This window comes from Methanothermobacter marburgensis str. Marburg, from assembly GCF_000145295.1.
Taxonomy (GTDB): Archaea; Methanobacteriota; Methanobacteria; order Methanobacteriales; family Methanothermobacteraceae; genus Methanothermobacter; species Methanothermobacter marburgensis.
In genome coordinates this window covers 555,649-574,448 of sequence record NC_014408.1, presented here as the reverse complement: position 1 = coordinate 574,448, position 18,800 = coordinate 555,649, and the positions used below count along the sequence as shown (strand labels likewise).

The window sequence follows — 18,800 nt, the reverse complement described above, 5'->3', positions numbered from 1 at the left end:
TCTTGAAGTACCCTTAAATAACTTTCCTTTTCATGCCGTGGCCGCATAGATAACGGCAAGGAGGATTGCGATAAGACCAAACTCCCAGTGCCCCATATTCCAGCCAAGGAAGGTTGCCACGAACACAAATACAAACACCAGGAGCGCCACAGACTTCTTATGCATCAGAAAGTCAATAACAGACCTTGTGAAGGGTGAAGGGATGAAGTAGCCGTATATTCCATCTGCAACATCAAATATCATGATTGATGTGGGGTTCCAGAGCTTTATGCTGTCGGCAATCTGGGCCCTTTCACCGGCCTCCCGCCTGGTCTTCCCGATACCCACCCTTATGTTGGCTCCGTTGTCCATTGCATGCCATGCGGAATCTATCCCCGCCCTCAGAGCCATGTCCTTTGTGGGAAAGTTTGCTATGAGGTCGTCCCCGCCCTCACGGTAACCCTCGATCTTTCCCCTGCAGTCATTCTCCATGTAGGCCTTTATATCGTTCATTATCTCAACAAGGCTGTCACGGCCAAACCTCTCTATGAAGCCTGTTGAGTCGATCATGTCAATGAAGAGGTAGTTGTCACGGTATGAGGGGCTGCCTGAGAGTGGTTCGAATTCACTGGTGAATATTATCGCAAATTCCCCTCCCAGCTTTGTGAAACCAACACCTGGGACCTCACCTATCTCCCTGTTGAGGTTTATGGCCCTCTCAATTGCCGCGGCCCCCGTCATTCCGGCGGCGGCCCTGACATTTATCCCCCTTTTGCTCCCTGCGCCTATCAGTTTTATGGCGACCCTTATGGCGTCGTTCTTGGAGAGGAACCTTGCGAGTATCTCGCTTGAACTCTTCTCGATGATCCTCCCCTTCTCCTTCTCTATTATGGACACAAATTCATCCATTATGCGCCCGCCGTTGAAGACCTCAATGTAGAGGTAGCGGTCGCTTCCCATTATTATGTTGCTGAGGAGCGCATACTCGTCAACCCTGTTCTCTGCAGGTTTGAGTTCAATGAACTTTCTGTTCTTGGGGATGTTGTCAGTTCCAAGTTCCCTTGTGAGGTTATCGAAGATGTTGCTGGTGTTGATATGGGCCCTTTCTATCTCTATGAGCATCGTCTTTGTGTAGTTGAGCATGTCCACGTATTCCCTTTCTGTACTGTTGGTGGGCATGTACTTGGTCCCGATACTCAGAACCCTGTGTCCTATGAAAAATCCCAGTATCTTCCTTAGCAGATAATCCATGACCATCAATCATTGCCTCCCTTTTCAAGAACCACATCGAATTCCCCTGGCTTCTCAAGCAGCATGCTGGGTTTAACAGATACTATGGGGAACCTCCATGATCCTATCCTGGCTGCGATTGTGCTTGCTATGTTCCTTGAGTTCTTCTTAACAAAACTGTAATCATGATCATTTATGGTTATGTTAACGTTGTAGGGGGCCTCCTCCATGACGTCCTCAGAGTACATTATGTTCAGTTCAAATGTGCCTGGTTTCAGGAAGAGGTCGTTCCTTACAGCCACCAGGGGGGCGTGCTCCAGTTTGAGCCTGTCACCAACCGTTACAGCAATGTTACCTGCGTACTTCACCGCCTCCCTGTAGTCCCTGGGGTGCACCAGCACGAATATTATGTAGTTGCTGGTCCGCTCCACCTCCTCCACCATGCTCATGAACTTCTCAAAGAGGGGGAGCTTCATGAATATACCCTCAAGCTTGGGTTCAAGGCCTTCCTCCTGACTCCTGCTTATTCTGTCAATGGCCTCCTTGGCTATGGCTATCCCGCTTAGTTTCTTGCCCCTTTTGGCCTTATATGAGTCTATCCTCTTCTTCTCGAATTCCTTGAGGGCCTCGTTACAGATTTTCTGGAGGATGTTCTTAACCTTCTTTGGCTTTCCAGAGGTCCCTATGAGGATCCTGTCATCCCTGAATGTGTAGGGTATCCTCCTGCTGTTTATGTCCTGAAACTCGTCCTTGTACTCCCTGAATACATCATTTGAGAGTATCTTGGCATCCTCCTCCTCTGCCATCTTGAGTATGAAGTGATCAGCCGTGGTACCTGAGGGAACCTGCTGGAATTTCCCCTCCTCAAGGAGTTTCCTGAACTTCTCCTTATCATCTATCTCATGTCGCAGGGATGCATCGGCAATTATAACAGGTTCATAGCCGAGTTTTTCAAGCTCCTCTGCCGCTGACAGTATATTCTCTATGCATGGCCTATCATCGTCGTTTTTCCTTGAATGGGCGACGTTCGATGCATCTATAATTACCCTCAAGTAACCACCTGAATGAGATTATTCCCGCAGGCTGTGGGATGCCAGTTCAATCCTTTCTCCCTGAACCTGGTTGAGAACTATTCTTATAGAATCCTCAGTAATGTAATATGTATTATATGAATTAATATCTTTACCCCTCAGTTTAAGGGATGAAACCGTCCCGGCGGTTACAAAGAAAGTGTCCTCAACCCTCCAGACATGGGGGACATGCTTGTGGCCTGATATCACCAGGTCAGCGCCCTTCCTGATTATTGAATAGAGTATGTCCCCTGCATCTGCAAGTACGTTCCTCTCACGGCCTGTCTTGGGAACAGGTATTATGTGGTGGTGGAGGGCTATAACCCTGAAATGTCCCCTCTCTGAGGCCCTCTCAAGTTCCTCCTCCATCCAGATCTGCTGGGACCTCCCTATCTTGCCGTAGTCGAGATCAGGCTCACTGCTGTCAAGTCCTATTATTGTGAGGTCATCCATCACAAAGGTCCCCTTCCTGTACCTGAAGACATCCTCAAAGGTCTCGTTTCCCACATGTCTTGCATCATGGTTCCCTGGAACAAATATGTGGGGCCCCTTGAGGTCGCTGAGGTACTCGGCGGCCTGCAGGAATTCAAGGTAGTAGCCGTTATCTGTAAGGTCACCGGTTATAACGGTTGCGTCAGGTTTAAGCTCATTTATCTGTCTTATGGCCTCAAGGAGTATGTCCTCCTTGAAGTTGGGTGCGCCCACATGGAGATCCGAGATATGGGCTATTAAGACCATCAGCTCAACCTCATAATGGCCTCTGCCAGGTCACCCCCGGTTTCCTGAAGGGCCCTGGTGGCTTCCTCCCGGCTTACACCGGTCTGGTTCATGACAAGTTCAATGTCATCATCGGGTATCTTAACCTCAGCTTCAAGGTCACATTCACGGGCCTTGCCGGTCACCTGATAGGTCTTCTGGCCCATGAAGTCCATGACATTCACGCGGGGATTTTTTATTATGATCTCCTTCTTCTTGAGTTTGATCACAACCTCCTCAACGCCACGGAGGTCCTTCATATCCATTCCCATCTGCTTCATTGCCCTCTGCATCTGTTTCAGCTGCTTTGGGTTCATTCCCATGCCCGGTATCATTTAAAATCCTCCTTTCCTGGTTTTCACTGCCTGACCATGGTTGAGGTCCATCATCTCCTCGGCACAGAGAAGTGCCCTGCCTGTGGCCAGAAGTTCATCATGAGCATTAACAATTAAAACTTCATCACCGGCCCTTATATTATTGTCGCAGTCAATTATAAACTTTGCAAATACACTCCTGCCCTCCCTTGCAAATGGTTCAGACTCCTCATTCACGGCCACCCTGCAGCGGGGGTAGGCTGTGCCATCATGAAGCCTCCTGGCACCCTCGGCTGAGAGCACGAATAGGCCGTCAGATGCCCTCATGGTGCATATCAGTTTCTCTCCTGAGTAGATGTGCCTTATCTTCCCTGTGTTACGGCTTCTCTCAATCCTCACATCATCAGGGAAAAGGGCATCGCCGGCCCCCTCACCGAACTGGTACTCTGCAATCATCCTTATGCGGTCAAGGTCATCAACATAGGTCTCCACCTCCCCAGAATAGGGGTGTGGAAGCTGAAGTCCAAGTTCACTGCAGAGGTCCTCACTGATGATCACGTCCCCCTCAAGGTCGAGTATCAGTTCCCTCAGGAAGTGCCTGGCCTCCAGATCCATGATACCCGGCGCATCGCTCTGGGCGAGTGGATAGACCTGATCAAGTTCAAGGGGTATGAGGCCAAAGGGTACGTCTGCAACCACAACACTCCATTCTCCATCAGCCTGGGGCTTCATTGAGCGAAAACCACTGATACTGGAGGGTAAAGTGGATGAGTAGGGTTTCCTTGATGGGCCTGCGATGGCCATCCTTCCCTTCAGGTTTTTCTTAACCCACTGAAGATGCCTGTGAACCTCAACACGCCCCAGTGATTCTGGTCCAGTGTAGAAGAATGCTGAGCGTTTGGACCTTGGCTCGAATCTCTCAGAGAGTTCAACGTAAGCCGACATCCTCCTGTATCCCTCAAGGAGCCTTGGATGTGCCCTGCATCTCTCCTCAACAAGTTCCATTAGGCTCCCATCATAAATTGCCTGGCGGACCTTCCTTATCTCTGCAAAGCTCACATGGAGGTTGTGTTCAGCTATGAGGTTCCTTCTATCCTCAGCCTCCATCCCGCGGAGCTCAGATGGGGTATAATCCGTGCATACCCGGCATGAGCACGGCATTTCCTGGAGGTTCTCAAGTTTATATGTCCCCTCTGTGCTCAGAAGACGATCATCCTCTGCATAGAGTATGTAGGCCGCCGAATCAAAGAGGTCGCATCCCATGGAGGCAGCGAGGGCGAATATCATTGGATGCCCAGCCCCCATGAGGTGCCTTGGCCTTGATGGTGGAAGTTCTGAAACAGAGGATAGTACAGCGTCAACCAGCTCCCTGTACCTGTAGGACTCCATGAGAGGTACGACGGCACCTATGGGGTGGAGCTCCACCGGGAGCTCTGCAAGCTGTGAGGCGCAGTACCTCCTGAGGTCAGGGTGGGTTGATCCCTGTACAACGGCGTTGAGCATCATCCTCTCCCTGTACTCAAGGGACTCCCTCGCCCTTTGAAGTGTGATTTCAACCTCCTCAAGGGCCCTCCTGTGGCTCACACCAGGCGGTGTTGGTATATCCAGGGACGTCCCTATGTCTGTTCCTATCTCATCCTGGAAGCGGACTATTTCATGGTTCTCAACCTCAACGTCGCCGTACTCTGAGAGCTGGAATGAACCTGAATCCGTCATTACAGGTCCGTCAAAGTTTATGAGTCCATGGACACCCCTCCGCAGTGCCTCGTCCCTGAGTTCAGGGTTCCTGTAGATTATGTAGGCATTGGTTATCACGATCTCAGCGCCGAACCTCTTAACGTCAATGGTCTGCTTACCTGGATGTATAACAGGCATCAGCGCCGGTGTCCTGACCTCTCCGTGTTCTGTCTTGAGTACACCAGTTCTTCCCAGGTTGTCCTTTGACCTTATCTCAAACATGAAATCCTCCCAATATTAAACCATTAAACTCATCGAATCCGCTCTGAAAAATATGAAATTACCTTATGTTAACATTAAACTCAGTGAATCCGCTAATAAATATGCAAGTATCAATTCTTATATTAACGCATTGAATCCTCTAATATGAATTTACAGTAGAACACTAAAACCCGATGAACTACCAGATTGAATTCTCCTGTATCATCCCTCTGAAACTGGCCACTTCCAGCAGTCTCCTCCTCATTGAGAGTATCCTTTCCCTGGAGGTTGTCACCCTTTCCTCGCCACAGCCACATACACATTCATCCAGCTGGGGGCATATTATGTAGAGTGCCTCCCCTCCCTTCAGATCGGATATGCCCATCCTCTCAAGGTTCCGCCGGACTCTGCGCCCGATCCTGTCCCCTTCAACAGAACCCCCAAGGTAGATCGGGGTTTTAACCGCGGATGATATCCTTGTAACACCACGAATTACCATGCGCTCAAGTCTACGTCTCTCAATTATGGTTTCACCATCTGAAGAAAGTGTGGGATCCCTGTAGGGTACCCCTGCATCGCTGAGGGCCACCATTCTCTCATCCCTCCAGTCCAGGGGCTCTTTAATCTTTGAGGGATCCATTGAGGCCAGTGTACCTGCAGATTTCCTTCCAAATACCGGGCCGGCCCCAATATGGAACCCCACATCTATAAGGGCGGATCTCAGGGGAGCCGCGGAGGTGTAGGTTGCAAGGACTCCATCTGGCTTTATAACCCTGGCTATCTGTGATAGAAACTCCACCGTGTAGAGTTCAGGTGAAACCCCTGGACTGAATGCGTCAAGGAAGACGGCATCATAGTATTCAGCCTCAAGTTTCTGGAGCGTCTCCCTTGCATCCCCGCAGTGAACCCGCAGGGTGACCTCAGGGGGCAGTGGGGGAGATGCCCTTACGCTGACGATTCCCATATCCATAAGGCGGTCCTCATAGGCAGCCCTGACAAGTTCATGGGATTTTACCGGCGAGGGGACGATAAGGGCCGCTGCCATTGTCTCAGGGGAGACCTCCACCATGTCCACTGTAACCTCACCGGCAGATGTGAATTCAAGGAGCGCCGCTGTATTATACCCGAGGCCAGAACATAGGTCGAGAACCCTGATTTCCTCTGCATCAGGTGGTATCGAGGGCCTTACAAATTTTTCAAAGGACTCTGTTATGGCGCCGCTCCTGGTGTGCATGGCCTCCCCACCGGAATCTGACTCCAGGGTGTATGAGCCATCAGCGGTTCTTATGAAACTATCTGAAAGTGAACGCCATACTTCAGTGCGCCTGTTTCTCCCATCCTGGCGCTCACTTTCAAAGTAACTTCTAACCGCCCTCAGAACATCATCCCTTGGTGTGAGTACCATGTTAAATGATCCAGTGCATTTTAACTTAAAGTTTGCCCTTCCTATATTCTGGGCCTGTAGGGCACAACCGAGAATCTTACCCTGAATTGGGTTCCATCCTCCATATCCACTTCAAGGTCCCCGTCCAGCTGATCCACAAGGCCACTTACAAGTTTCAGGCCCAGTGAATCAGACTCCTCAAGTACAAAGTCAGGTGGAAAACCCACACCATTATCTGAGATGGTGAGTATGAAATCATCACCCTCTGATTCCAGTTCCACTGTGATCTCGCCCCCCTCACTGAATGCATATTTCACGGAATTTGTGATGAGCTCATTTATTATGAGGCCCAGGGGCACGGCTGTCTCGATGGGGAGAGTCACATCCTTGGCCGAGACATTCAGTTCTATTCCCGCTGCATGGTAGCTGTCCAGGATGGATGATGTGAGCCTCTCAATGTAGCGCCTCATGTCGATACTGGTAATATCCTCAGATTCATAGAGGAGTTCATGTACTAGGGCCATGGATTGAACCCTGCTCTGAAGGTCCAGGAGGGGTGCTGGGTCCTGGATTTCAGATAACTGGAGGTTTATGAGGCTGGATATTATCTGGAAGTTGTTCTTGACCCTGTGGTGCACCTCCCTCAGAAGCGCCTCCTTCTCCCTTAGGGAGGATCTCAGCCTCTCCTCATACTCCTTTCTGAGGGTTATATCACAGTATATTATAACAACCTCACCTGTTGAAAGCCTGTATATGTACACTTCAAGCCATCTCTCACCACGTTTAACCTCAGGGAGGTGCAGTGGTCCATCCTTCCCAGTCACCCCTTCAAGGGCTTCTCTGATACTGGATTCTGCGATTCCTGGAAGTGCCTTCTCAAGTTCCATTCCCTTCACGTCCCCGCAGACGACACCCTCCATCTCCTCAGCGGCAGGATTCATGGATAAAACCCTGAACCCTCCTTTAAAAGGAGTTAAAGCGATTACCCCTGCATTCATGTTCCTGAAAAGCTCCCTGAACTTCTCCCGGCTCACCCTGAGGGCCTCCTCTGCGAGTTTATGTTCATGTATATCCCTCAGGCCGAATACATAGCCACTGATACCACCATCTCTGCGGATGGGCCTGTCAACGTACTCCACCCACCTGTAGCTCCCATCTGGCCTTTTTATCCTGAATGTTGCCCTGTGCATTTCCTCATCACTCATGATAAGGTCCCTGACATTTTCCCGGTCATCGGGGTGCACGTAATCCAGGAAATCGATGGCGGACCTGTTGATGAGGTGCTCATGGCTGTAACCTGTTATGTTCTTCACTGATGGGCTGAGGTATCTGAAGTTGAAGTCCCTGTCAAATTCCCCGAGGCCATCAGCCATGTGCTCTGTGAGCAGCACAAGGCGTTCCTCCCTCCTTTTAAGTTTTTGTTCCATCTCCTTTATCGGCCTTATATCTGAGCCTGTGAAGAGGAGGCCAACGTGTTCACCTCCACTTCCATGAATGTGACCAGCGGATACAACAACAGGTACCAGCCCATCCCTTGATTTCAGGGCTGACTCCGCCATGGATCCCATCATTTCAGATAGTTTACCCTCAAATTCCATGACCTCATCTATCCTTCTTCCCAGAAGTTCCGCTGCACTGAAACCCGTTAACCTCTCAGCTGCCGGGTTAACGTAGGATATCCTGAATTCAAGGTCTGTTATGATGAGGAAACTGTTCATGCTCCTTACAATGTCCATCGCTGCATTTATTGGACTGAGCACTGGTATGTGAAACCTGAGTACCCCGTAGGCTATTATTGCCACCCCTGCTGCGGCAGCAGGGTTTGTGAGTGATGGGACCTCAATACCCGTAAATGGGAGCATGAAGTCAGTCAGGAACCCAGTTATAATGGGAAGTAGGAGGCCCGTGAAAAGGTAGAGTCCCTGGGTCCTCCCTTTACTGGAGGATGACTTGAGGTGAATCACAACAAGTATAAGTGCAATCAACCCCACGACGAGTCCCCAGATGGTTGAAAGGTCATATGCTGGTGATCTGGATGCTGCGAAGGTCCATCCCCATGGTGTAAGCAGCGGGCCCGCCGTTATGAGGCCAGTTGTAAGCTCAAGGACTGAAAATATAAATGCAGGTACGTAGAGTGCTGCGAGAGTGTACCATCTTCTCATTCTTCCCGTGAATATCATTACCATATGGAGGATCACAGGAACCACAAATGGCCAGAGGAACCCCATTCTGACCCAGAGGGCTGCCATCCCATAGGATTCTGAGATGTAAAGGCCGAAATCTGTGAGTGAAAGGTATGCGACAAGTGCCGAAAAAGCAAGGAGTGTCCTGTTGAAACGGCTCTCAGGGTTCTTCACAAAGATGTATATTCCAGAGACGGTTGCAGTCACAAAAGCAGTGATTGAAATCAGGGCCAGTGGATTCATGGGACCACCCGGGTATTATTATCACTATTTATCCATCATAGATATATAGTTAAGGAAAGTGAATCAATCCATGGAAGTGAGACGTGGGTTTTATGAGGATTCTAATAGTGTCAGATTTCTTTGTACCCCATTACAATGGAGGAGGGGAAAGGCGATACTTTGAAATTGCAAGGAGACTCGTAAGGAGGGGACACGAGGTTGACGTGATTTCCATGAGAATTCACGGTGTCCCTGATCATGAGGAAATTGAGGGTATCCATGTGCATCATGTTGGCCCCAGAATAAGGAAGCCTCCCATCAGAAAACCCCTTGACTTTATGAGGTTCATGCTGGCTGTATTCCTATGGATATGCAGGAATGATTATGATATAATAGACGCCCAGACATACTCGCCGCTCCTACCATCCCTACTTGCAGCAAGACTTCGTGGGATCCCAATGGTTGCAACCATCCATGATGTGAGCTCCTCCAATGGAGACCAGTGGTTACAGTCATCAGGGCTGGCATCAATCCTCGAGAGGATCCTCATGAGGCTACCCTACGATGGCGTCATCACGGTGAGCAGGAGCACTGCATCTGCGCTGATGGAACTATATGGTAGATCCCCCGAGGGTATACATATCATTCCCAACGGCGTGGACCTTGAACTTATTGATTCCACGTCCCCCACCAATGGGGAATACATAATATTTGTGGGCAGACTAGCCCCACACAAACATGTCGACCACCTTATCGAAGTCTTCAAGGCCCTTGGAACTGAGTTCCCAAATCTGAAACTTGAGATAATTGGGGATGGAGTTGATAGAACCAGGCTGAAAAGAATGGTTGATGAATATGGGATCAGTGCAAGGGTGTCATTTCATCACAACCTGAGCTACAGGGAGGTCATATCCCGTATTAAAGGGGCAAGGGTGCTTGTCCTTCCCTCAACAAGGGAGGGCTTCGGGATGGTCCTTGCAGAGGCAAACGCCTGTTCTGTGCCGGTTGTGGCATACAGGTCAGGGGGTGTTGTTGAGGTTATAAATGATGGTGAAAATGGATTTCTTGTGGAACCCTGTGATAGAGATTCACTCAAGGAAAAAATCCGCTTAATCCTTAAAAACGATGATATTAGGGTCAATATGGGTAAAAAAGGAAGAGAAAGAATTGAAAAATATTTCCTGTGGGACATTTTAGTGAATTCCCTAGAAAACATCTACAAAAATCTAGCAAATAAAATTACAAAATAGTAGAACCTCGGAGTGAATAATATATTTGATCCAGTTAAAATTCACCAGGAGCTACTGTAATCCCTTTTTTTAGAGTATAACCTTCTCTAAAAGCCCTTAATATTTTTTTAATATTTTTTGGATTCTTTGAAGCGTATATAATGATGTATTGGAGGAGTGTTCTTATTGGCCTTAAGTATTTGGTAGAAAGGTTTTCACCATACTTTCTATCTAGATAAACAATATTCCTTATAAGGTAATGTGTCTTCCAGTTGAATTCTGGATCCGCCACAACCTTTTTTATCATCTTCGCTTCTGACACCATATAAATAGGAGCATATTTTTTGAGCCTTATTGCATAATCAGTATCGTCTGCTATTATAAAAAGATCCTTATCAGGAAAACCTATCTCCGCAATAGCATCTGCGCTTATCAGGGGACCCTCAAATGATATCGCTGAAACCTCAAAATATTCATTAATAAGATCATCCTCTGAAATTATACCATATGTGAAATTCCTTAAAGGATTTTTAAAATTAAATTCTTTTGTCTCAAGATTGAAAAGCGAACCATTAAAAAATCTTACTGGTACAAGGGCAGATTTTTTTTCTATAGAATTTCCCACTTTAATTAAATTCTCAAGAGTATTGGGTAAGGGCTCTACATCATCATCCATTAACCATACCCAGTCATATCCATCTTCATAAGCCATTTTGACTCCTTCATAGAAACCCCCAGCTCCTCCAATGTTTCTTGATAGTCTAAGATGGGTTATCCTTATCTCCTCCTCATTGTAAAGGTTTTCAATGGTCAATGTTCCTCCATCAGGGGAGGGGCTATACCCCTCCTTTTGTAGTAGTTCTGGTGTCCCATCAGAGGATGAATTGTCAATTATATATATGGCTTCAAGTGGTCTTGTTTGACTTCTTAACGCATTAATGCATTCCAGAAGCAATTTTTTACGGTTAAAGGTGACAACAACTGCGCATATTTTCATAATATCCCTTTTAATCCTCTAATTATTAGATGTCTGGTTGGTTAAATAAATTAAAAATAATTTGTATAAATGAATTTTTCTTAAGTCCATAGTATGATTCATAGTTTTGTCTTAAGAATATTTTCAAGGCTATTTGATAATCTGGACCAGTCGTAGAGCTTAACAGATCTCATTAAAGCCGATTTGTCGCAATCAATCTCTATAGCCATTTCAACTGCATTTCTGATATCTTTAATATCATCAAAAAACACTGTGTTACCAAATTCTATCCTTCTAACTTCTTCAAGAGGAGAAGAAACTACCTTTAATCCCGCCGCTGAGTATTCAAAATATTTTATAGGGCTAGCAGCATCAGTAAACGGGTATTTTCTAAAAGGAAGTAATCCTACATCAAATGTTTTCATAAGAGAAGGAATATGCTGATGTTCAACCATGCCGGTCAATATTACCCTATCAGATCCTATTTTTCGCAACTTATCAACTTCAGGACCAACTCCGGCTATAATAATTACAGAATTTTTTTCCTCAAGAAAAGGTATTAAGTTACTCACTGTTTCATATAGATTTGACCATTCACCAAAATAACTTACATAGCCAAGGACATAATCATAATTATCTAAATTAAATTTATCAATAAACCTATCCGGCTTTGCCATCCTGAATTTATTAATTTCAACGCCGTTGGGTAAAACAGATGCTTCTTTTGATAGATTTTTATATTTATCTCTCAGAACAGATGAAACAAAAACTGTATGGTCTGCTTTTTCTATCTGTTCACCAATAGAATCTTCTATTCTAAGAAATTTACTCATAAACCTCATCATTAGAGGCACATTTTTATAGGAATCTACATGATCATCTACCAGATCATAAATAACAGGAACCTCATCAAATGGAGGTACTAAATCCCATATGAAACTTTCAGAAAATATAACATCAATAGAATTTTTATCTATTATGTCCCTTATCTGAGCATTAACAACCCCCCTGTTAAGAGGTGGTAAAATAAAGGTCCTGCCCACATGATGAACAAATATATTATCTTCTATGGAAGTTGTATAATTTTTTATAATACTACTAAAATTTCTTATTCGATTAAATGTGAGGGGATATGGCATGTCCCATGACAGCACATGAATTTCATTATTTTTTTTCAGATTTTCAATAAAAAAGTTGGATCTACCAGGTATATTACATACCGTATGAGGTACATGTGGTATTATTAGTATATTCATATAAACACCCTTTAAAACATCTTTCTTTATTGATTAAGCTTTATAGTAAACAATTCCCGTGAATACTGGCATCACCACAAGTAAAATCGTGGCAGGAAGCGCAGCTGCAGGTGAAAAGTAGGTGAGGGCCACGCCAACAGGGATCACACCATCACGCATACCCGCCGTGTAAACATATGCTGCCCCATCATGTCCCATTAGCCTTCCAAGAATAAAGCCATAGGTGAAACCTGCAAGTAGCATCACAGATACCATAAGGACAATCTCCATCACACCACCACTTCTCACCGAACCTGACATGTGGGCAACCGCAACAACTATTATCACAAGTCCAAGTATCGCCGACAGGAAGTTAAGGTTCTTTCTTGCAGGTATAAACCTCTCCTCCTCAAGCCTCAGGATGAGTGCAGCGACTGCAGGCAGGAATACTGTGAATACAAGCAGTTCAAATACCCTGAAAGCCACTGAAAGTGAGGCCACACCCATGAGGTAGAGGACAGCAGGGTAAACTGCAACAGATAGCAGCATCGATGTAAGGGCAGCTGAAAGGGCAGGGGTGCCGTCACCACCGGATAGCTCCGTCCAGAGGGCCGCAACAACAGGTGATGGAGCAAATGAGAGTAGTATGATCCCCGAGACAATATCACCGCTGAAATTGAATGTTTTAATAAAAATGAACCCCAGAACTGGATATAGCAGAAAATTGGACACAGAGACCAGACCAAGAAACTGGGGGTGGTGGATGATCCTCCCAAAGTCCTCCAGGCTGTGTTCAATGACAAGGGAAAACACCAGCAATGCAAGAAGCAGGGGCGTGTAACCTGAAAAAACTGAAAACTGGGGGAATAATAGACCTGTAAGGACGCATAAGAGCGTCAGGGCCCCATAGTACTTCTTTATGGTTCCTGTCATCTCCATCATTCAACGGTTACACACTTTGCAAGGTTCTTTGGCTTATCGGGGTCAAGTCCCCGCTCAACACTCACATAGTATGAGAGTAGCTGCAGGGGAACGATGTAGACAAGGGGTGAGAGTACCTCATCGACCTCAGGGCTCAGACCTATGAAGTCATCGGCCTCCTTCCTGAGGGCCTCATCAAGGGTGCTCCCAACACCTATAACCCTCGCACCCCTCGCCCTGACCTCCTCAACGTTGCTCAGGGTCTTGTCATGGCATGGCCCTGGGGGTGAGATGGCAACAACAGGCACCCCATCATCGATGAGTGCCAGGGGCCCATGTTTGAGTTCCCCTGCAGCATAACCTTCCCCATGGATGTATGTTATCTCCTTGAGTTTAAGGGCGCCCTCAAGGGCTGTTGGGTAGGAGAATCCGCGCCCTATGAAGAAGAAGTCGCTCACATTGCTGTAGTGTGATGAGAGTGCCCTTATATTATCCTCATCCCCAAGGGCCTCCTCCATGATAGCAGGAACCTTTTCGAGTTTCTCAATGAGCTCAGGGGCCCCCATGGCAGCCACCAGCATGTATATGATGGTCAACTGGCTCACATAGGTCTTTGTGGCTGCAACGCCTATCTCAGGACCCGCCCTCGTGTAGAGGACATGCTGGGCCTCCCTTGTTGCTGAGCTTCCAAGGACATTGACTATCGCCAGGGTCTTGGCCCTTGAATTTGCGGATCTCAGGGCATTGAGGGTGTCGGCTGTTTCACCTGACTGGCTTATGAATACTGCAAGGGTTCTGTCTGTGAGGGCACGTGCAGAGTACCTGAACTCGCTTGCAAGGATGACATCGGTGGGTATGCCCAGGATGCTCTCAAAGAGGTACTTGCCCACCAGTGATGCGTGGTAGGAGGTTCCGCAGGCAACAAAGCATACCCTTTCAACCTCACCTATCTCCTTCACCACCCGCATAACATCATCCATCTCTGTGAGTGTGTCCCTGACGGCCCCTGGCTCCTCATGTATCTCCTTGATCATGAAGTGATCGTATCCTGCCTTTTCAGCCATGTCCGCTGTCCAGTCAATTACATGGACCTCCTTACTCACGGTGTTACCATCAAGGTCCCTTATCCTCACATCACCGTCAATTATGACCATCTCGCCGTCATCCAGGTATATGATGTTCTTGGTGTGGTTCAGGATGGCCGGGACATCAGAGGCCAGGAAGAACTCGCCATCACCGACACCGACTATGAGGGGGCTCTCCTTCCTTGCACCCACAACCCTGCCGGGTTCCCTTGAGGATATGGCTGCAATGGCATATGCGCCCTTAAGTTTTCTGAGTGCTGTGGCTGTTGCGGCTTCAAGGTCCATACCCTCATCCATGTACTTCTCTATGAGGTGTGGTATCACCTCTGTGTCTGTCTCGGACCTGAAGACATGGCCCTCTGATTCAAGTTCCTCCTTAACCTCCAGGTAGTTCTCTATTATCCCGTTGTGAACGACCGCTATCTCCCCAGTGCAGTCTGTGTGGGGATGGGCGTTCTCGGCGGTTGGCAGACCATGTGTGGCCCACCTGACATGGGCTATCCCCATGCTGCCTGGTAGATCAGCGAGATCCAGTTCTGAGTCCACCTCGTCGATTTTACCCCTGTCCTTCTTGATATTTATCATTGGGTCTGCCGTTGCAATACCTACAGAGTCATAGCCCCTGTACTCAAGTCTCCTGACGCATTCAAGGAGTACCGGCGCAGCCCTGTTATCTTTGAGTATACAAGCCACAATGCCACACATTTAATCACCCTTAGAAGCATGATAAGGTTCACAAGATTATATAAACTGAATCGTAATATAACTCTAATAAGATTTACACATATATAAGTCTTAGAGGAGAGATTTAATCTCAAGGCTTTAAAAGTGATAGTATGAACGTGAAAATAGACGGCCCACTCTACAGTGGTAAGGCAAAGGATGTTCTCATGACAGATGACCCTGAAATCGTTGCCGTGAGGTTCAGGGACGATATAACCGCAGGTGACGGTGAAAAGAAGGACACCCTTGAAATGAAGGGCTACTATAACTCTGTTATTTCAGCCAAAATATTTGAGGTCCTTGAGGAGGCCGGTGTACCAACCCAGTACCTGGAACTCCCGGAACCCGGCTGCATGCTTGCAAGGAAACTTGACATGATACCCATAGAGGTTATACTGAGGAACATTGCAGCGGGAAGTATTGTTCGAAGGTTCCCCTTCACTGAGGGGCAGGAATTCAGGCCCCCAATCATACAGATGGACTACAAGAGCGACGAGCACGGTGACCCCATGCTCAATGAGGACATAATCCTCGCCCTTGGGATAGCAACCAGGGACGAGATTTCAGAGATAAGGAGGATGACATTTAAGATAAACGATGTCCTTGTGGAGTTCTTCAGAGAAAAGGGCATAATTCTGCCTGACTTCAAGCTGGAATTTGGAAGGGATTCCTCTGGAAGGATACGTCTGGGGGATGAGGTGAGCCCTGACACCTGCCGCCTCTGGGACATGGAGACCGGTAAACCCCTGGACAAGGACATATTCCGCCGGGGAGAGGAGGGCGTTGTGAGCGCCTACAGAAGGGTTGCTGAGATGATACTGGACAGGGAAGACACTGAAAGATGGAACATTAAGATCTGAGGTGATGGGATGAAATTTATGGTTGAGGTCAGAATAAGGCTCAAGAAGGGTATGCTCAACCCGGAGGCGTCCACCATTGAGAGGGCACTGGCACTCCTTGGATATGAGGTGGAAAATACCGATACAATTGACATAATAACATTCACCATGAATGAGGAGAGCCCTGAGGATGTCAGGCGGGAGGTGGAGGATATGTGCCAGCGCCTCCTATGTAACCCGGTTATCCATGACTACGAATTCAGTATAACGGAAATGGAAGGCTGAAAAATGAGGGTGGGAGTTATAAGGTTTCCTGGATCCAACTGTGACCGTGACGTTTACCATGTCCTGGAACTTGCCGGGGCAGAGCCCGAATATGTATGGTGGAATCAGCGGGACCTGGGACACCTGGACGCGGTTATAATCCCTGGGGGATTTTCATACGGGGACTACCTGCGTGCAGGTGCAATCGCAGCCATAACCCCAGTTATGGACGCTGTTAAGGAGCTGGTGAAGGAGGAAAAACCGGTTCTCGGAATATGTAACGGTGCACAGATCCTGGCGGAGGTAGGCCTTGTCCCGGGGGTCTTCACCGTGAACGAGCACCCAAAATTCAACTGCCAGTGGACCAGCCTTCAGGTTAAGACCACGAGAACCCCCTTCACACGGCTATTCAGACGGGATGAGGTTATAAGGATGCCTGTTGCCCATGCAGAGGGGAGATACTACCATGAAAACGTCAGCGAGGTCTGGGATAACGACCAGGTCGTGCTGCAGTTCCACGGTGAAAACCCCAACGGCTCCCTTGATGGAATAACAGGGGTCTGCGATGAATCAGGACTGGTATGTGCTGTGATGCCCCACCCTGAAAGGGCCTCAGAGATGATACTTGGGTCAGAGGACGGCTTCAAATTCTTCAGGGGCATAATGAAGATCTGATTCAGAGCAAAAAGGTGATTATCATGGTGGTTTATCTTGTTGGGGCGGGTCCAGGGGACCCTGAACTCATAACACTGAAGGCCATAAGGGTTCTCAAGAGGGCTGACGTGGTAGTGTATGACAGGCTGGCAGGTGAGGAGATACTCGGATACGCCCCTGAAGATGCGAAACTGATATACGTGGGTAAGAAGGCCGGTGAACACCACAAAACACAGGATGAAATAAACAGGATCCTTGTTGAGGAAGGTAAGAAGCATGAAACAGTGGTAAGGCTCAAGGGTGGCGACCCATTCGTTTTCGGGAGGGGTGGCGAGGAACTCCTTGCGCTCAGGGAGGCCGGAGTTGAGGCAAGGGTCATTCCAGGCGTGACCTCCGCTGTGGGCGTCCCCACATCTGCAGGGCTTCCTGTGACCCACAGGGGCGTTGCAACATCCTTCACTGTTGTCACAGGACACGAGGACCCCACAAAACCTGAAAAACAGGTTCACTGGGATTACAGGGCCGACACCCTCATAATACTCATGGGTGTGGGTAACGTGAGGGAGAACATGCAGGAGATCATGAAGCACCGGCCCCCTGAAACCCCTGTATGTGTGATTGAGAGGGGGACGACAGAGGATGAGAGGGTTATCCTCGGCACCCTTGAGGACATAGCAGAAAAGGATCTGAGGCCGCCTGGAATCATAGTGGTGGGTGAGGTTGTTAATGTCTACCGGGAAATTAGAGGGTCTCAGGGGTAAGACCATCGCCCTCACAAGGCCCGCTGAGCGGGTATCTGCTGCTGTTAAACTGATCGAGGGTGCCGGTGGAAGGGCCCTTGTCGCCCCAACCCTCGAGCTGAGGATCCTGAAAACAGATTCCCTCAGGGAGGTGTGCCGGAGGGCCCCTGAATGGGACCTGGTTATATTCACCTCCCCGGCGGCTGTTGAATCCCTGTTCAGTACATGCAAGGACTTTCATGAGAAAATCAGGGATGAATGTATTGTCGCGGTCATAGGGCCCAAGACCGCCCGTGCAGCATCTGAGATGGGTCTCAGGGTGGATCTGGTGCCTGAAGATTACACCGCAGAGGGTCTCCTTGAGGCCCTCAGAAAATACGACCTTGAGGGGATGCAGGTGGCCCTTCCAAGGACACTCTCTGCAAGGAGGGTCCTCCCTATGGGACTTGAGGAAATGGGCGCGGAGGTCCTTGTTGCAGAGGCCTACCACTCAGGGATACCGGAAGACACGGCACCTGCAGAGGAAATGATAGAGGGTATACTCAAGGGGGAGGTGGATGCTGTTACATTCACAAGTCCCCTTACAGTGGAAAACCTGTTTAAGATTGCAGGTGATAAGGAGGGGGATCTTATCCATGCCCTCAGGGGGATACACGTGGCTGCAATAGGCCCCATAACCCTCAGGAAACTTGAGGAGTATGGTCTTGATGCGGTCATCCCAGAGAGGTACACGGTTAGGGACATGCTAGCCGAACTTTCAGAGAGGATGATGGAGGGTAAATAATGATAATATGGCCAGCCTATCTCGATTCACGGAAGTCAAGGAGCCAGGGGCGAAGGGTGCCCCTTGAATACGCGGTTGAATCACCAACTGCCAGTGAAATACTCAGGGCCGCAAAAAAACTCCAGCTTGAAGCCCGTATGGAATCTGATAAGTCATACCCTTCCTCATGGTGGGAATCATCAGGGAGGGTTATTGTTGAATATGAGGGGAGCAAGAGGGAACTCCTCATAAAACTTGCAAGGCTTGTGAGGTCCTCAAAGAAGAACTGAGGGTA

Annotated in this window: 18 protein-coding genes; 7 read left to right on the top strand and 11 right to left on the bottom strand. The window is 48.2% G+C overall.

Going from position 1 to position 18,800, the window contains the following annotated elements; translation table 11 throughout:
• Positions 1 to 30: 30 nt before the first annotated feature.
• The 7 genes from MTBMA_RS03115 to MTBMA_RS03085 all read right to left on the bottom strand — a co-directional run bounded on the left by MTBMA_RS03115 (position 31) and on the right by MTBMA_RS03085 (position 9,097).
• Positions 31 to 1,236: a hypothetical protein gene (locus MTBMA_RS03115; RefSeq protein ID WP_013295452.1), complete on the bottom strand. Its 1,206-nt coding sequence runs from the start codon at positions 1,234 to 1,236 to the stop codon at positions 31 to 33.
• Positions 1,236 to 2,261: an NYN domain-containing protein gene (locus MTBMA_RS03110; protein WP_013295451.1), complete on the bottom strand. Its 1,026-nt coding sequence runs from the start codon at positions 2,259 to 2,261 to the stop codon at positions 1,236 to 1,238. Before MTBMA_RS03110 ends, MTBMA_RS03115 begins: the two co-directional genes overlap by 1 nt.
• An 18-nt stretch (positions 2,262 to 2,279) precedes the next feature.
• Complete coding sequence (locus MTBMA_RS03105) at positions 2,280 to 3,017, bottom strand: metallophosphoesterase family protein (protein WP_013295450.1); 738 nt, start codon at positions 3,015 to 3,017, stop codon at positions 2,280 to 2,282.
• Positions 3,017 to 3,370 carry a nascent polypeptide-associated complex protein gene (locus tag MTBMA_RS03100; RefSeq protein WP_013295449.1) on the bottom strand — a complete coding sequence of 118 codons (354 nt, stop codon included), beginning with the start codon at positions 3,368 to 3,370 and terminating at the stop codon, positions 3,017 to 3,019. The genes MTBMA_RS03105 and MTBMA_RS03100 overlap by 1 nt, the downstream gene beginning before the upstream one ends.
• The gene (gene tgtA / locus MTBMA_RS03095; RefSeq protein ID WP_013295448.1) at positions 3,371 to 5,308 is read right to left on the bottom strand and encodes a tRNA guanosine(15) transglycosylase TgtA; all 1,938 of its coding nucleotides are present in this window, start codon (positions 5,306 to 5,308) and stop codon (positions 3,371 to 3,373) included.
• A 178-nt stretch (positions 5,309 to 5,486) separates the two neighbouring features.
• On the bottom strand, positions 5,487 to 6,692 hold the full coding sequence (locus MTBMA_RS03090) for a tRNA (5-methylaminomethyl-2-thiouridine)(34)-methyltransferase MnmD (RefSeq protein ID WP_013295447.1): 1,206 nt from the start codon (positions 6,690 to 6,692) through the stop codon (positions 5,487 to 5,489).
• A gap of 41 nt (positions 6,693 to 6,733) precedes the next feature.
• Entirely contained in the window at positions 6,734 to 9,097 is a 2,364-nt protein-coding gene (locus MTBMA_RS03085; protein ID WP_013295446.1) for a PAS domain S-box protein, read from the bottom strand.
• Between the two features lie 92 nt (positions 9,098 to 9,189).
• Here MTBMA_RS03085 and MTBMA_RS03080 point away from each other — a divergent pair, with 92 nt between their 5' ends.
• Complete coding sequence (locus MTBMA_RS03080) at positions 9,190 to 10,326, top strand: glycosyltransferase family 4 protein (protein ID WP_013295445.1); 1,137 nt, start codon at positions 9,190 to 9,192, stop codon at positions 10,324 to 10,326.
• A 34-nt stretch (positions 10,327 to 10,360) separates the two neighbouring features.
• On the opposite strand, the gene MTBMA_RS03075 is transcribed toward MTBMA_RS03080, so the two are convergent.
• From MTBMA_RS03075 to glmS, 4 genes are all read right to left on the bottom strand, one after another.
• Entirely contained in the window at positions 10,361 to 11,302 is a 942-nt protein-coding gene (locus MTBMA_RS03075; RefSeq protein ID WP_013295444.1) for a glycosyltransferase family 2 protein, read from the bottom strand.
• 98 nt (positions 11,303 to 11,400) lie between these two features.
• Positions 11,401 to 12,537 (bottom strand): glycosyltransferase, encoded by a 1,137-nt coding sequence (locus MTBMA_RS03070; protein WP_013295443.1) that lies wholly within the window; start codon positions 12,535 to 12,537, stop codon positions 11,401 to 11,403.
• A gap of 33 nt (positions 12,538 to 12,570) precedes the next feature.
• Positions 12,571 to 13,455 (bottom strand): bile acid:sodium symporter family protein, encoded by an 885-nt coding sequence (locus MTBMA_RS03065; protein ID WP_171770392.1) that lies wholly within the window; start codon positions 13,453 to 13,455, stop codon positions 12,571 to 12,573.
• A complete protein-coding gene (gene glmS / locus MTBMA_RS03060) occupies positions 13,455 to 15,227 on the bottom strand; it encodes a glutamine--fructose-6-phosphate transaminase (isomerizing) (protein WP_013295441.1) in 1,773 nt (590 codons plus the stop codon). The genes MTBMA_RS03065 and glmS overlap by 1 nt, the downstream gene beginning before the upstream one ends.
• A gap of 131 nt (positions 15,228 to 15,358) precedes the next feature.
• Here glmS and purC point away from each other — a divergent pair, with 131 nt between their 5' ends.
• From purC to MTBMA_RS03030, 6 genes are read left to right on the top strand one after another with little or no spacing between them, the layout of a single operon-like run.
• On the top strand, positions 15,359 to 16,105 hold the full coding sequence (gene purC / locus MTBMA_RS03055) for a phosphoribosylaminoimidazolesuccinocarboxamide synthase (RefSeq protein WP_013295440.1): 747 nt from the start codon (positions 15,359 to 15,361) through the stop codon (positions 16,103 to 16,105).
• A 9-nt stretch (positions 16,106 to 16,114) separates the two neighbouring features.
• Positions 16,115 to 16,369, top strand: coding sequence for a phosphoribosylformylglycinamidine synthase subunit PurS (purS, locus tag MTBMA_RS09110; RefSeq protein WP_013295439.1), 255 nt, complete (start codon positions 16,115 to 16,117; stop codon positions 16,367 to 16,369).
• A 3-nt stretch (positions 16,370 to 16,372) separates the two neighbouring features.
• Positions 16,373 to 17,023, top strand: a complete 651-nt coding sequence (gene purQ / locus MTBMA_RS03045; protein ID WP_013295438.1) for a phosphoribosylformylglycinamidine synthase subunit PurQ — start codon at positions 16,373 to 16,375, stop codon at positions 17,021 to 17,023.
• Between the two features lie 23 nt (positions 17,024 to 17,046).
• Entirely contained in the window at positions 17,047 to 17,763 is a 717-nt protein-coding gene (gene cobA / locus MTBMA_RS03040) for a uroporphyrinogen-III C-methyltransferase (protein ID WP_013295437.1), read from the top strand.
• Complete coding sequence (locus MTBMA_RS03035) at positions 17,729 to 18,526, top strand: uroporphyrinogen-III synthase (RefSeq protein ID WP_013295436.1); 798 nt, start codon at positions 17,729 to 17,731, stop codon at positions 18,524 to 18,526. Before cobA ends, MTBMA_RS03035 begins: the two co-directional genes overlap by 35 nt.
• Complete coding sequence (locus MTBMA_RS03030; RefSeq protein WP_013295435.1) at positions 18,526 to 18,795, top strand: signal recognition particle subunit SRP19/SEC65 family protein; 270 nt, start codon at positions 18,526 to 18,528, stop codon at positions 18,793 to 18,795. The genes MTBMA_RS03035 and MTBMA_RS03030 overlap by 1 nt, the downstream gene beginning before the upstream one ends.
• Positions 18,796 to 18,800: the final 5 nt, after the last annotated feature.

Excerpts from the sequence above, each read along its gene's own strand:
- purS (WP_013295439.1), top strand. The coding sequence starts at position 16,115 with ATGAAATTTATGGTTGAGGTCAGAATAAGGCTCAAGAAGGGTATGCTC.
- MTBMA_RS03105 (WP_013295450.1), bottom strand. The coding sequence starts at position 3,017 with ATGGTCTTAATAGCCCATATCTCGGATCTCCATGTGGGCGCACCCAAC.
- purC (WP_013295440.1), top strand. The coding sequence starts at position 15,359 with ATGAACGTGAAAATAGACGGCCCACTCTACAGTGGTAAGGCAAAGGAT.
- tgtA (WP_013295448.1), bottom strand. The coding sequence starts at position 5,308 with ATGTTTGAGATAAGGTCAAAGGACAACCTGGGAAGAACTGGTGTACTC.
- MTBMA_RS03035 (WP_013295436.1), top strand. The coding sequence starts at position 17,729 with ATGTCTACCGGGAAATTAGAGGGTCTCAGGGGTAAGACCATCGCCCTC.
- MTBMA_RS03100 (WP_013295449.1), bottom strand. The coding sequence starts at position 3,370 with ATGATACCGGGCATGGGAATGAACCCAAAGCAGCTGAAACAGATGCAG.
- MTBMA_RS03085 (WP_013295446.1), bottom strand. The coding sequence starts at position 9,097 with ATGAATCCACTGGCCCTGATTTCAATCACTGCTTTTGTGACTGCAACC.
- purQ (WP_013295438.1), top strand. The coding sequence starts at position 16,373 with ATGAGGGTGGGAGTTATAAGGTTTCCTGGATCCAACTGTGACCGTGAC.
- MTBMA_RS03090 (WP_013295447.1), bottom strand. The coding sequence starts at position 6,692 with ATGGTACTCACACCAAGGGATGATGTTCTGAGGGCGGTTAGAAGTTAC.
- MTBMA_RS03115 (WP_013295452.1), bottom strand. The coding sequence starts at position 1,236 with ATGGTCATGGATTATCTGCTAAGGAAGATACTGGGATTTTTCATAGGA.
- cobA (WP_013295437.1), top strand. The coding sequence starts at position 17,047 with ATGGTGGTTTATCTTGTTGGGGCGGGTCCAGGGGACCCTGAACTCATA.
- glmS (WP_013295441.1), bottom strand. The coding sequence starts at position 15,227 with ATGTGTGGCATTGTGGCTTGTATACTCAAAGATAACAGGGCTGCGCCG.
- MTBMA_RS03070 (WP_013295443.1), bottom strand. The coding sequence starts at position 12,537 with ATGAATATACTAATAATACCACATGTACCTCATACGGTATGTAATATA.
- MTBMA_RS03030 (WP_013295435.1), top strand. The coding sequence starts at position 18,526 with ATGATAATATGGCCAGCCTATCTCGATTCACGGAAGTCAAGGAGCCAG.
- MTBMA_RS03065 (WP_171770392.1), bottom strand. The coding sequence starts at position 13,455 with ATGGAGATGACAGGAACCATAAAGAAGTACTATGGGGCCCTGACGCTC.
- MTBMA_RS03075 (WP_013295444.1), bottom strand. The coding sequence starts at position 11,302 with ATGAAAATATGCGCAGTTGTTGTCACCTTTAACCGTAAAAAATTGCTT.
- MTBMA_RS03080 (WP_013295445.1), top strand. The coding sequence starts at position 9,190 with ATGAGGATTCTAATAGTGTCAGATTTCTTTGTACCCCATTACAATGGA.